The 13,453-nt window shown below is 61.5% G+C and carries 12 protein-coding genes; 6 read left to right on the top strand and 6 right to left on the bottom strand.

Going from position 1 to position 13,453, the window contains the following annotated elements; translation table 11 throughout:
- Window positions 1-3 precede the first annotated feature (3 nt).
- The 3 genes from DWQ09_09245 to DWQ09_09255 are packed head-to-tail and all read left to right on the top strand — an operon-like array spanning window position 4 to window position 5,521.
- Entirely contained in the window at window positions 4-978 is a 975-nt protein-coding gene (locus DWQ09_09245; GenBank protein ID KAA3628302.1) for a carbohydrate kinase, read from the top strand.
- Complete coding sequence (locus DWQ09_09250; GenBank protein KAA3628303.1) at window positions 966-3,134, top strand: HAD-IIB family hydrolase; 2,169 nt, start codon at window positions 966-968, stop codon at window positions 3,132-3,134. Before DWQ09_09245 ends, DWQ09_09250 begins: the two co-directional genes overlap by 13 nt.
- The gene (locus tag DWQ09_09255; GenBank protein KAA3628442.1) at window positions 3,134-5,521 is read left to right on the top strand and encodes a sucrose synthase; all 2,388 of its coding nucleotides are present in this window, start codon (window positions 3,134-3,136) and stop codon (window positions 5,519-5,521) included. Before DWQ09_09250 ends, DWQ09_09255 begins: the two co-directional genes overlap by 1 nt.
- Window positions 5,522-5,639: 118 nt before the next feature.
- Here the strand turns inward: DWQ09_09255 and DWQ09_09260 are convergent, their stop codons facing one another.
- From DWQ09_09260 to DWQ09_09280, 5 genes are all read right to left on the bottom strand, one after another.
- Window positions 5,640-6,095 (bottom strand): DUF3106 domain-containing protein, encoded by a 456-nt coding sequence (locus tag DWQ09_09260; protein KAA3628304.1) that lies wholly within the window; start codon window positions 6,093-6,095, stop codon window positions 5,640-5,642.
- Entirely contained in the window at window positions 6,092-6,307 is a 216-nt protein-coding gene (locus DWQ09_09265) for a hypothetical protein (protein ID KAA3628305.1), read from the bottom strand. Before DWQ09_09265 ends, DWQ09_09260 begins: the two co-directional genes overlap by 4 nt.
- On the bottom strand, window positions 6,297-6,641 hold the full coding sequence (locus DWQ09_09270; GenBank protein KAA3628306.1) for a DUF3619 family protein: 345 nt from the start codon (window positions 6,639-6,641) through the stop codon (window positions 6,297-6,299). The genes DWQ09_09265 and DWQ09_09270 overlap by 11 nt, the downstream gene beginning before the upstream one ends.
- The gene (locus DWQ09_09275; GenBank protein KAA3628443.1) at window positions 6,638-7,168 is read right to left on the bottom strand and encodes an RNA polymerase sigma factor; all 531 of its coding nucleotides are present in this window, start codon (window positions 7,166-7,168) and stop codon (window positions 6,638-6,640) included. Before DWQ09_09275 ends, DWQ09_09270 begins: the two co-directional genes overlap by 4 nt.
- A 170-nt stretch (window positions 7,169-7,338) precedes the next feature.
- On the bottom strand, window positions 7,339-7,875 hold the full coding sequence (locus DWQ09_09280; protein KAA3628307.1) for a hypothetical protein: 537 nt from the start codon (window positions 7,873-7,875) through the stop codon (window positions 7,339-7,341).
- Between the two features lie 406 nt (window positions 7,876-8,281).
- Here DWQ09_09280 and DWQ09_09285 point away from each other — a divergent pair, with 406 nt between their 5' ends.
- From DWQ09_09285 to DWQ09_09295, 3 genes are all read left to right on the top strand, one after another.
- A complete protein-coding gene (locus tag DWQ09_09285) occupies window positions 8,282-10,534 on the top strand; it encodes a primosomal protein N' (protein ID KAA3628308.1) in 2,253 nt (750 codons plus the stop codon).
- Window positions 10,535-10,666: 132 nt separating this feature from the next.
- A complete protein-coding gene (locus DWQ09_09290) occupies window positions 10,667-12,424 on the top strand; it encodes an arginine--tRNA ligase (GenBank protein ID KAA3628309.1) in 1,758 nt (585 codons plus the stop codon).
- Window positions 12,424-13,020 (top strand): SPOR domain-containing protein, encoded by a 597-nt coding sequence (locus DWQ09_09295; GenBank protein ID KAA3628310.1) that lies wholly within the window; start codon window positions 12,424-12,426, stop codon window positions 13,018-13,020. The genes DWQ09_09290 and DWQ09_09295 overlap by 1 nt, the downstream gene beginning before the upstream one ends.
- Window positions 13,021-13,216: 196 nt before the next feature.
- On the opposite strand, the gene DWQ09_09300 is transcribed toward DWQ09_09295, so the two are convergent.
- A complete protein-coding gene (locus DWQ09_09300; protein ID KAA3628311.1) occupies window positions 13,217-13,420 on the bottom strand; it encodes a DUF2892 domain-containing protein in 204 nt (67 codons plus the stop codon).
- Window positions 13,421-13,453 lie beyond the last annotated feature (33 nt).

Raw genomic sequence — 13,453 nt, forward strand, 5'->3', positions numbered from 1 at the left:
GGGATGTCCCGATACGCCTTCAAGGAGAGCTGTTTGTCTGCAAGTCGACAGAGCGGAGTGATTCTGCAACCGGGTGGTCTGGTCGGGCGGCCGCTGCTGTTCGGGGAGGTACTGTTCGACGAGTTCATGGATGGCAGTGTGGTACTCGGTGGCGCGCCATTCAACGTGGCGTGGCATTTGCGGGGTTTTGGGCTGGATCCTCTGCTGATCAGTCGTGTGGGTGGCGATGTGCTGGGTGATCGGCTTCTCGAGCGCTTGCGGGCACAGCAATTGGACACCGAGGGTATTCAACGAGATGATGCGCATCCCACGGGACGCGTGCGCGTGACGCTCGTCGACGATCAGCCGCTTTTCTCCATCCTTCCTCAACAAGCCTACGATTTCATTGACGCCGCGCATCTGCCGCCACTGGATTCTGCGCACTCCCGCTTTTCCCTGCTTTATCACGGGTCGCTGGCGGTCCGAAACACCGTGAGTGCTCAGGCGCTGGCTGCGCTGCGCGATTCCGGGTTGCCGATTTTTATCGATATCAATTTGCGCCCTCCGTGGTGGAGTCTCGGTGACATAGAAGCACTTTTAGCGGGTGGCCGTTGGCTCAAGCTGAATCACGATGAGTTGGCGGAGCTATCGGAACTGGCGGGCCAGACTGTCAACGATTTGCTGCATGGCGCGCGTTCGCTGTGCAACCGTTTTGGGCTGCAGACGGTTATCGTCACCCGCGGTTCGCAAGGTGCGGTAGCGGTGACCGCGGATGGTATGGCGATAATTGACCCGGTCCCGGTCGATGGGTTTACGGATTCGGTGGGTGCGGGAGATGCCTTCAGTGCGGTGGTGCTCGTGGGTATTCAGCGCGGTTGGGCACTGGCAACCGCACTGCGACGCGCAGCTTCCTTCGCCGCGGCGGTTTGTGCGACGCGCGGTGCGATCCCGGATCAGGCCGATTTCTACCAACCCTTTGTGGACTCATGGAAGCGATAGAAGACAAGCTGCCAGGTAAGTACTTTTTACTGATCAGCGTTCACGGCCTGCTTCGTGGTGAAGATATGGAGCTGGGCCGCGATGCCGATACCGGGGGACAGATCAAATACGTTGTTGAGCTGGCACGGGCCCTGGGTGCGGACCCACGTATTGATCGAGTCGATCTCATCACGCGCAAAATAGAAGATCAGCGTGTCGCACCGGGTTACGCTGCACGGGAGGAGGTGCTTGCCCCCGGTGTGCGTATCGTCCGTCTACCTTGCGGACCGCGACGCTACCTGCGCAAGGAGATGCTTTGGCCGCATCTCGACAGCCTTGTCGATCAGATCACGCAGTACATCTCAACCCTCGGCCGCATTCCCGACTTCATCCACAGCCACTATGCCGATGCGGGCTACGTGGGCACTCGGCTTGCCTCGCTGCTGGGCGTGCCACTGCTGCATACCGGGCATTCGCTGGGGCGGGTCAAGCGCCAGCGCCTGCAGGAGAAGGGTGATAATGCAGCGGCGCTGGAGAGTGAGTACAACCTGGTGCAGCGGATCGAGGCCGAGGAGCAGACCCTGGATGCCGCTGATCTTGTCGTTGCCAGTACCGCCCAGGAGGTCGACGAGCAATACGCCCTTTACGACAAGTACAATCCACGACGCATGGCGGTGATTCCACCGGGCATCGAGTTGAGCCGTTTTCATCCGCCGCGTCGTGTCTTTGGTCGGCCGGCGATCCTGCACGAGCTGGAGCGTTTTCTAAGAGAACCACGCAAACCCATGATTCTCGCGCTATCCCGCCCCGATGAACGCAAGAATATCACGGCGCTGGTACGGGCCTACGCGCAACACCCCACGTTGCGCGACATCGCCAATCTCGTCGTGATCGCCGGGAATCGCGATGACCTGGCCAGCATGGAACGTGGTCCACGCCAGGTGCTGAGCGATCTGCTGATCGACATCGATCGTTACGACCTCTACGGCAAGGTGGCCTATCCCAAGCACCATCAGGCTGACGATGTACCGGAACTCTATCGTCTTGCGGCCCGCACGCGCGGGATCTTCATCAATCCTGCGTTGACCGAGCCGTTTGGATTGACACTGATCGAAGCCGCGGCGAGCGGTCTTCCCATATTGGCCACGGAAGATGGGGGGCCGCGAGATATCATCGGCCATTGCCACAACGGCGCGTTGATCGATCCCTTGGATATTCCCGCCATGGGTCAGGCATTGCATAACGCACTCACCGATCGCAAACAGTGGCGTCGCTGGGCACGTAACGGGCTGCGCGGTGTACATCGGCACTACTCGTGGCAGGGGCACGTTGACCGCTATCTGAAAGTGATCGATCGCGTGATCGAAAAACCGGCGCGCAGACGCAATCTGGTAACGACACGCAGCCGGCTGCCGGAGATCGATCGATTGCTGGTGTGTGATATCGACAACACTCTGATCGGCGACGGCGCCGGACTGCGCGCCCTGATGAAGCGTTTGCACGATACCGACTGTCGCATCGGATTTGCCATTGCCACCGGCCGGCGTATCGACAGTGCCCGCAAGATACTCAAGGAGTGGAAAGTGCCGACGCCGGATGTTCTGGTCACGGCCGTTGGCAGTGAGATCTACTACGGTCACTGGATGGTCGAGGATGAGAGCTGGCAGACACTCATCGATTATCGCTGGGATCGCGATGGCCTGCTGGAGGCCATGGGCGATCTTGCCGGGTTGAAGCTGCAGATCAAAAGCGAACAGCGTCGTCACAAGATCTCCTACAACGTCGATCCCAAGGTGATGCCTTCGGTGCGCGATATACAACGCCACCTGCGCCAGCGTGATCTGCACGCCAACGTCATCTTCTCCCACCAGGCCTATCTTGATCTGTTACCGTTGCGCGCATCGAAGGGGCTCGCTTTGCGCTATCTTTCTATGAAGTGGAATCTGCCGCCGGAGCGTATTCTGGTCGCAGGCGATTCCGGTAACGATGAAGAGATGCTGCGCGGGGATATGTTGGGTGTAGTGGTTGGCAACTACAGCAAGGAGCTGGAGAAGCTGCGTGGTCAACCGCGTTTGTTGTTTGCCAGGCGGGACTATGCCTGGGGCGTGGTGGAGGCGCTGGACTACTTCGATTTTCTCGATCGGGTGGTCACGCACGATGAGGAGACGGGCGAGTGATCGAATCTTTGGACGACTTCCTGGCCGAGCATCGCGATCAGCTGTATCTTGCGCTGCGCCACTACCTGGGCCTGCAGAAACCCTTGTTGCTGCATTCCGAGTTGTGGGATGAGTTCGAACGTTTCTGTCGCGAGAGCGGTCACGAAACACTGCTGCAATCCCCGCTGGGCAAGGCGATTCATGCCACTCAGGAGGCGGTGCTCGATGCACCCTGGATCTATATCGCAGTGCGCCCGTCCGTCGCGCGCTGGCGCTATCTGCGGTTTCATGTTGAAGCAGGGCACCATGAAAGCATTCCCGTAAACGAGTTTCTGCGCTTCAAGGAACGCGTGGTCAACGGTCGCGACCACGAGCACGACTGGGTGCTGGAGGTGGATCTCGGTCCTTTCAATCGCGAGTTTCCCAAGCTGAAAGAGTCGCGCTCCATCGGCCGCGGCGTGGAGTTTCTCAATCGGCGCCTCTCCAGCCAGTTGTTCCAGGAACTCGGTAAAGGCGATCGCAAACTGCTGGAGTTTCTGCGCGTCCATCAGCACCAAGGCCGCAAGTTGATGCTCAACGATCGCATCGCCGAGGTGGATGATCTGCGCCGTGCCTTGCGCCGTGCCGAAGAGTATCTTGGTGGTCAGGCTGACGCCAACACCTGGGAGCAGGTCGGCCATACGCTGCAGTACCTGGGCTTCGAACCCGGCTGGGGGCGCGATGTGACGCGCATGCGCGATACGCTGGGGCAATTGAGCGACATCCTCGAAGCGCCCGAGCCGACGACCCTGGATCAGTTCCTGAGTCGTATCCCCATGATCTTCTCCATCGCCATCCTTTCACCCCATGGTTACTTCGGTCAGGCCAATGTGCTCGGACTTCCCGATACCGGTGGACAGGTGGTCTACATACTCGATCAGGTGCGGGCGCTGGAGAAGGAGATGCGCCGGCGCCTCTGGGAGCAGGGTCTGGAGATAGAGCCACGCATCCTGGTTATCACCCGGCTGATCCCCGAAGCGGGCAATACCACCTGCGATCAACGTCTGGAACCGATCGTGGGCACCGAGAACGCGCAGATTCTGCGGGTTCCGTTTCACAATCGGCAGGGCGAGATGATTCCGCAGTGGATCTCTCGCTTTCAGATCTGGCCGTATCTTGAGCGATTCACCGCCGATGTCGAACGCGAACTGCTGGCTGAATTGGGAGGGCGGCCCGATCTGATTATCGGTAACTACTCCGACGGCAACCTGGTGGCGACGCTGCTTTCGCAACGCCTCAAGGTCACCCAGTGCAACATCGCCCATGCTCTGGAGAAGACCAAGTACCTCTACTCCGATCTCTATTGGCGCGACAACGAGGAGCACTATCATTTCGCGTGCCAGTTCACCGCCGATCTCATCGCCATGAACGCCGCCGATTTTATTATCACCAGTACTTATCAAGAGATCGCCGGGCGCCAGGACAGCGTGGGGCAGTACGAAAGCTACGCCGCTTTTACCATGCCGGGGCTCTACCGGGTGGTCAACGGTATCGATCTGTTTGACCCCAAGTTCAATATCGTCTCGCCGGGTGCCGATGATGAGATCTACTTCCCCTATGGTGAATCGGGCCGGCGCCTGAGCGGTGTGCATGGCGAGATCGGCCGGCTGCTCTATGCCGCCGATCAGCCGGGCGCGCGCGGCGAGTTCATCGAACCCGAGAAACCGTTGCTGTTTACGATGGCCCGCCTCGACAAGATCAAAAACATCACCGGATTGGTGGAGTGGTATGCGCAAAACGATAAGCTGCGCGCGCTGACCAATCTGCTGGTCATAGCGGGACATGTCGATGTGAAACACTCTTCGGATGATGAGGAGCGCGCGCAGATTCAGCACATGCATCAGTTGATGGACGAGTACGGGCTCGACGGACAGGTGCGCTGGCTCGGAGTGCACCTGGAGAAGAAGCTCGCCGGCGAACTCTACCGCTACATTGCCGATCGCCGCGGCGCGTTTGTCCAACCGGCGCTGTTCGAGGCCTTCGGTCTCACCGTGATCGAAGCGATGGTTTCGGGGCTGCCTACCTTCGCCACCTGTTACGGCGGACCGTTGGAGATCATCGAAGATGGGATCTCAGGTTTTCATATCAACCCCAACCACGGCAGCGAGGCTGCCGACAAGCTGGTTCGATTCTTCGAGCGTTGTCAAAGCGAATCGGGCTATTGGGGACGCATCAGTCACGGTTCGGTGGAACGGGTGCGCGCCCGCTACACCTGGCAGCTCTACGCCGAGCGGCTGATGACGCTGTCGCGCATCTACGGTTTCTGGAAGTATGTCACCAACCTCGAACGCGACGAGACGCTGCGTTATCTGGAGATGTTCTACGGCCTGCAGTATCGACCGTTAGCGGAATTCGGCAGTGAGCAATAGTGGTCAAAACCCCTCTGCCTCTCGCCGGGGCACCAAGCACGGCAAACAGCTCTTCTGTGCTGTTTTGCGGTGTGGTTGGCACCTCAAGGCGTTTGCCCTTAGCGCCTGAATCCGCCGCTTAATGACGATTACGAATGGCCTGTCGACGTTGAAGGAAGTCGCGTTTCTGGGCGGGTGTGGCGTTCTGCCAGCGCTGTTTGAGCTGCGTGCGCCGCTCCGCAGGCAGGCTGCGATACCACTGATATTTCTTGCGTACCGCGGCGCGTTCGTCGGGTGACAGCGCGAGGTATTGCTGAAAGCGTTTGCGCAGCAGCTCGCGGCGCTCGGGGGTCAGGCTCTTCCAGCGCTCGAAGCGCTGGCGCATCAGCCTGCGTTCGCCCGGTGTGAGTTTGGCCCACCGCTGGGCGCCCTGGCGCAAACGCGCCTGACGTTCAGCGGGCAGCTGCTCCCAGCGCTCGGAAAGCGGAGCGAGAATCGTGCGCTCCTGATCCGAGAGCGCACTCCAGGCGGTTTGCGCAGCGGCGGGGAGGCTCAAGAGAGCCAACAGTGTGGTCACTAGCAGGCGCTTGATCATTGTTGCACCTCGTCGGTCGAGTCTTCCGGGCGAGCGGCGATATCCAGTTCCAGAGGATCGAGCCAGCCGCCATCGTCGGTGGCGAAGCTGGCAATGAATTCCAGCAGTTCGGCGTCGGGCAGGTTGGCGTCCGGCTCCTCCGCCCGTGATACTCCAATGCTTGCCAGCAGGCCGATCAGCAGCGCCGGCAGGAGCAAGCGATCAACCGGCATCGGTTTCTCTGTCCAGCCAGATGAAAAAGTCGAGCTCTTCCACCAGTTCGAGGCTTTCGTCGGCCAGCAGCAGTTCCAGATCCACTGCGACAAGGGTCTCGGGTAGCGCCGGCACCGGGGTATGGAGCCAGATACCCAGTGCAAGCACCCCGGCGGCGATGCCGCCCGCAGGAACCAGCCACGGCGCCGCAGCGCGCCACCTGCCCGGGGCCCGTGCCAAGGCGTTATAGCGGGCCCGGGTCAGCTTCGAGCGTACCTCGGCCGGCAGGTCGGCGACGCTCTGATCCAGCGCTTTGCGGATCCGCTCATCCAGCGGTCGGCGTTGTTCGCTCATATTTGGGTTTCCTCCAGTTGTCGGCGCAGCGCCTGGGTGGCACGCGAGTAGTGCGTCTTCACGCTGCCCTCGGAGCAACCCATGGCAGCGGCGGTCTGGGCCGTATCCAATCCCTCCCAGGCGCGCAGCAGGAAGGCCTGCTGTTGGCGCAGCGGGAGAGTACGCAGTGCACGGTCGATCGACTCCGCCGTCATCTGTCGCTCCAGTATCCTGGCAGGATCGGGACTATTGGGATCGGCCACCTGTGTCAGCGGGTCGGGCCCGTCGTCATCCTCCTCGCCACCGCTTCGATCCAACCAGCCCAGCCAGCGCCCGCGCAGGGTGCGACGGCGGTGCCAGTCGCGAATTCCGTTTTCCAGGATCCGGTAGAAGAGCGGTTTCCACTCCTGGGCCGGGCGGCGGGCGTAACGGCGCACCAGGCCCAGCATCGCCTCCTGCACCAACTCCAATGCATCGTCACGATTGCCCGTGGCAAGCTCGGCAATGCGGTACGCACGCCCCTCGATGCTGGCCAGAAACCGGTCCAGTGACTGGGTATGATCCAGCACCTATCCCCTCTGCTGTCCTGCTTCAATCGGTGGATATCTGGCCCTAAATCGCAGCTGCGCGGGAAACAAGCGGGGCTGCGATCCGGGTCGGGGCCGCTGAACCCGCGGTGCAGTGCACTGACGGCGCGGCCCCGCAGTCGAATCACCGCTCAGCGATGGCGGCGTTGATGGCGATGAGGCGCGCGCTCGCCTCGGTGGTCCATCCGGTTGTCGATGCGGTCACCGCGACGGTCCCAGCGATTCTCGGCGCGATCGCCGCGGTTGTCGAGGCGGTTCTCGATGCGGTCGCCACGACGGTCCCAGCGGTTCTCTGCCAGGTCACCGCGTCTGTCGGTGCGATTTTCGACACGATCACCCTTGTTGTCGAGGCGTTGAGCGAAGCCGTCTTTGCCGGCGGCAGCGGCGCGCTCCGCGGCTTCGTCGAGCCGGGTGTTGGCGCGTTCCCCGCGGCTGTCGAGCCGGTCATTGATAGCCTCTCCCCGGGTATCCATGCGCTCATTGATGCGCTCGCCTCGGTTGTCGAGACGTTCGTTGATAGTCTCGCCGCGACGATCCACGCGTTCATTGATGCGATCACCGGCTTCATCCCAACGGTCGCCGGGTGCTGCTAAGGCGCTGGTGGCAAGGAGGGGGGCCGCCAGCAGCGTTGCCACCAGGGTATATCCCAAAGTGTTTCGTGCGTTCATGATGATCTCCTGAGATGGGTTCGTGTTATGGGTGGATCACCGCAGGCGGTGCCCTCACTCTCCATAACGAACTGCGAAAAGATCGGTTGACAAACTGCGGAAAATTCTTTCCAACCTCCGCGCGTGTCTGAGAGTTATACACATTCTGCGGTGCAGCAATGAGTGGCCGGCCGGAAAAGTGCCATAAATGGCGCGCGGTCTGACAGAATTGCATATCTCATTGATTTTATTTAGATAATATTTTTGGTTACTTTTTTTCCACCGCAGCAACCTTTTTGTCACAATGCCGCTTGGGGGCCAGTCGGTGATATTCATCCACAAAGTTATCCACAGATTTTGTGGATAACCGGAAAATCCCACACACACGAGCCAGTTAGCGTGAAATGATGAGAAGCAACTTCGAAATATGCGCCAACTTGCGGCGGCATCTAGAGGCTCCAGATTCCGTGAACTCGCCATGATTGCACCTTCGGTTGTCAAGGTGGCGGTCCCTTCCCCGCTCCACCAGACCTTCGATTATCTCGCTGCCGACGACGTACTCGTGGCGCCAGGGGTCCGTGTCCGTGTCCCCTTCGGCCGTGGGCGAGTCATCGGGGTCGCGGTGGCGACGGCGGAGGGCAGCGACCTCCCGCTTGGTCGCCTCAAGCGCATCGACACCGTGCTGGATGAGGCACCTCTTTGGTCGCCCGAGGAGTGGCGGCTGCTGCTCTGGGCTGCCCGCTACTACCAGCATCCGCTGGGCGAGGTACTGAGCACAGCGCTGCCTGCGCTGCTGCGCCAGGGGCGTGCGGCGCAGATGGAGGGCGAGCGCCGCTGGCGATTGACCCTGGCCGGGGGGAAACTGAGCCCTGCCGATCTGGCGCGAATGCCCCGTCAGGCGGCGCTGCTGGCCCGTCTTCAGCAGTGCGCCGGCGGATGCGGTAATGACGAGTTGGGCGCAATGGGGGGCGCCTGGCGTCCGGCCTTGGCCGCGATGCGCGACAAGGGATGGATCGAGGAGGTGGTGATGGTCCCGGAGGCGCCTCCGGCCACGCCCGCCATCGCGCACGGACCCCGGCTCAACGCGGCGCAGGCGCGCGCAGTGGATGATGTACAGGCGGCCCTCGGGGCATTTGAGCCGTTTCTGCTGGAGGGGGTGACCGGTAGCGGTAAGACGGAAGTCTATTTGCGTCTCATCGAGGCGGTGCTCGAGCGTGATGCGCAGGCATTGGTGCTGGTCCCCGAGATCGGACTCACACCGCAGTTGGTGGAGCGGTTTCGGCGGCGCCTGACCCGGCCGGTGGTGGTGCTGCATTCGGGATTGAGTGATAGTGACCGGTTGCGGGCCTGGCTGGATGCGCGCGCAGGGCGCGCCGGTGTGGTGATAGGGACGCGTTCGGCGGTGTTCACGCCACTCGAGCGGCTGGGGCTCATAGTGGTGGATGAGGAGCACGACCCATCGTTCAAGCAGCAGGATGGTTTTCGCTACCATGCCCGCGATCTGGCTGTGCTGCGGGCTCGTGGGGCGGATGTGCCGATTGTTCTCGGATCGGCAACACCGGCGCTGGAGAGTCTGCACAATGCCCGGCAGAGCCGGTACCGGCATCTGCGCCTGCCCGAGCGCGCGGGCAGCGCCGCGCATCCGTGTCTCGATGTTCTCGATCTGCGCCGTCAGCCACTCGAGGAGGGGATGGCACGCCCGCTGCTGCAGGCGGTGGAGGCGACGCTGGCTGCCGGGGATCAGGTGCTGCTGTTTCTCAACCGTCGCGGTTACGCGCCAGCACTGCTGTGCCACGACTGCGGCTGGGTGGCAGAGTGTCGGCGTTGCGATGCGCCGCTGACGCTGCACCGGGGTCGCAATCGACTCTGCTGCCACCACTGTGGCGCCGAACAGGCGATCGACACGGTGTGCGGCGACTGTGCGAGCACCGATCTGAGCCCCGCCGGCCGCGGGACCGAACGGATTGAAGAGGTGCTCAAGGCGCGTTTTCCGGCAACGCCGGTGATCCGTATCGACCGCGACACCACCCGTCGCCGTGGCGCACTGGAAAAGCAACTTGCGCGGGTAAAGCGTGGCGAGCCCTGTCTTTTGGTCGGCACCCAGATGCTCGCCAAAGGACACCATTTCCCCAGTGTCACCCTGGTGGGCATGCTCAATGCCGACTACGGGCTCTACAGCAGCGATTTCCGGGCGGCGGAACGCATGGCACAGCTCATCGTTCAGGTGGCGGGCAGGGCCGGGCGCGCCGAGAAGCCGGGGCGTGTGCTGATCCAGACCCATCATCCGGATCATGCGTTGCTGCAGCGGTTGTTGCGGGAGGATTACGCCGCTTTTGCCAGCGCGGCGTTGAGCGAGCGGCAGGCTGCCAACTTTCCCCCTTATGCGGCGCTCGCATTGATCCGTGCCGAGGCGCCGGCGGTGGAGCCCCCGCGGACGTTTCTGGAGAGCGTTGCCAGGCAGGTGCGGCAGCTGGGTGATGAAACATTGCAGGTGTGGGGGCCGGTGCCCGCGCCCATGGAGCGGCGCGCGGGTCGCTATCGGGCGCAGCTGCTGCTTCAGGCGGTGGACCGTACTCCGCTGCAGAAGATCCTGCAGCATGTGGTACCCCAATTGGCTCAGCTGCCCGGCGCGCGCAAGGTACGCTGGTCGGTCGATGTCGATCCGGTCGAGATGATTTGAGCCGCGCCCGATACCCTTGCCGGTTGCAACTGGCGCGAGGGGGCGGATAATACCGGCCTTCGCGGCGCTTGCGCGCACCGTCGTGGTGCTTTTTCTTGTATCTTGTCACTTTTGATTTGCCATTCACCGTTTATGAAACACCATCTCGAAGCACTGATCCGCCAGGCACTGCATACCGTGAAGGCCGCTGGTGGCCTGCCAGCCGATGCCGATGCGAAATTCGTCATCGAGCGCGCCCGCGATAAGGAGCATGGAGATTTCGCCTGCAACGCCGCATTGCTGCTTGCCAGGACAGCGCGGCGCAAACCCCGCGAGATCGCCGAGGCGCTGACGGGCGCGCTGCCCGATTCGGCGCATGTGATCAAAGTGGAAATTGCCGGGCCGGGTTTTATCAATTTCTTTCTCTCGCCGCAGGCCTTTCATGGCGTGGTGGGGACGATACTGGATCAGCAGACGGCATTCGGGCGCAGCACCTTGGGGGCGGGTAAACGCGTACAGGTGGAGTTCGTCTCCGCCAATCCCACCGGCCCACTGCATGTCGGCCACGGGCGCGGCGCCGCCTACGGCGCGGTGGTGGCGAACCTGCTGGAAGCGACCGGGCATGCGGTTCACCGTGAGTACTACGTCAACGATGCCGGGCGGCAGATGGACATCCTCGCCACGTCGTTGTGGTTGCGCTATCTGGAACTATGCGGGGAGACCTTCACCTTTCCCAGCAACGGCTACAAGGGAGATTACGTTTTTGATATCGCGGCAAGCTTGCACCGGGTACGCAGCGCTGGGTTGCGCCATCCTGCGGCCGCGGTTTTTGCGGGAGTGCCTGCCGATGCGCCCGCAGGTGACAAGGAAGAGCATATCGATGCGCTTATCGACAATGCCAAGTCGCTGCTGGGCCCCGAGCGTTACCGCGAGGTTTTCGATCTCGGGCTCGACACGATTCTTGCCGATATTCGCGACGATCTCCAGCAGTTCGGTGTGACCTATGATGAATGGTATTCCGAGCGCAGTCTTACCGAGAACGGCGCTGTCGAGCGGGCCATCGAGCGGCTGCGGGCGAGCGGACATGCCTACGAGCAGGATGGCGCGTTGTGGTTTCGCTCCAGCGCTCTGGGTGATGAGAAGGATCGCGTGCTGGTGCGTGACAATGGACAGAAAACCTATTTCGCCTCTGATATCGCCTACCATGCCGACAAACTTGAACGCGGCTTCGATCGCGTCATCGATGTCTGGGGTGCCGATCACCATGGCTACGTACCACGGGTGAAGGCGGCGCTTGAAGCGTTGGGGGACGATCCCTCCAAACTCGACGTGCTACTGGTACAGTTCGCGGTGCTCTACCGAGGTGGAGAGAAGGTGCAGATGTCCACGCGCTCTGGTGAGTTCGTTACGCTACGCGAGCTGCGCGACGAAGTGGGGCGTGATGCGGCGCGTTTTTTCTACGTGATGCGCAAGTGCGAGCAGCACATGGATTTCGATCTCGATCTTGCCAAATCACAGTCGGCGGAGAATCCGGTCTACTACATTCAGTACGCGCATGCCCGCGTCTGCAGTGTCGAGCGCCAGATGCGCGAACGCGGTTTGAGCTGGAATCGCGATCAGGGATTGACGGGTCTGGCGCAGCTGAAGGAGAGCCATGAGCAGGACCTGCTGGTGGCGTTGACCCGCTACCCGGAGGTCGTGGAAACAGCGGCATTGGTGCACGAACCTCACCAGGTGATCAACTACCTGCGTGAGCTGGCCAACGGCCTGCACACCTACTACAACGCCCATCAGTTCCTCGTCGAGGACAGTGCTCTGCGCGATGCGCGCCTGGCGTTGATTTTTGCGGTGCGCCAGGTCCTCGCCAATGGGCTCGCCCTGTTGGGCGTCAGCGCTCCCGAGGAGATGTAGTGGCACGCGATTACGCAAAACGGGCGACCCGGAAAACAACGCCCTCCGCGCAACGTCGTACCGGAGCCCGTAAACCACGTGGCGGTAACGCCGGTGCGCCGGGATGGGCGTGGGCTTTGGCGGGTCTGGCGCTGGGGCTGTTTGTCGCGTTTCTGGTGTACCTCAATGAAAACCGCCCGGAAAAATCAATTCCAGCAGCGGCCGAGCAGCGCAAGTCGATTCCGAAATCAGCGACCTCCGGGGAGGCGGAGCAGCGGCCACGTTTTGATTTCTACACCATACTCCCGGAACAGGAGGTTGTGGTGCCGGAAAACTCTCAGGAAGACGAACGTGCTGCGGCAAGTGCCGGACGTGAAAAATCTCAATATCTGTTACAGGCCGGATCGTTCCGCACCCTGGAGCAGGCCGATTCGCTGCGTGCGCGGTTGGCACTGCTCGGCGTCGAGGCGAGTATCGAGACCGTGCGCCTCAAAGAGGGAGATACCTGGCATCGGGTCCGCGTCGGGCCGTTCAGCGGTGTACGCGAGATTGCCAAGATCCAGGAGCGCCTGCGGCGCCAGGAGATTTTGACCCTGCGGGTGAAGATCAAAGGCTGAACGTCGGACGCCGTTCACACCAGGTTAACTGAACAATCATCAGGATGGTCGTCCTGGTGCCGGGCAACGCTCTTCGGTCAAACCGACGCCGGGGAGGTGAACGGTGCCCTCCAACAGAAAAGTGGCGGCAATGCCGCCACTTTTTTCCTGCCACTGCTTACAGCTACTACTTACAGCTACTACGGGAAAACCCAGATCAGGTACTGCAGGAGCCCTCGGAGACGCCCGCTTTCCTGAGCATCGAGGCGAGCGGGCAGAAATTGGTGAGTCCGCTCTGAAACAGATTGATGCCGACAAATGCACCCAGTGCTATCCAGTAGGGATGGACATAGTGGGCCAGGGCGATACTGATCAGAACCATGAGTCCTGCAACCAGGTGAACGATACGATCTACGGTCATGGGTGAATCTCCGTCGGTTGGGATCAAATTGCG

This window comes from Pseudomonadota bacterium (assembly GCA_008501635.1).
GTDB lineage: Bacteria > Pseudomonadota > Gammaproteobacteria > QQUJ01 > QQUJ01 > QQUJ01.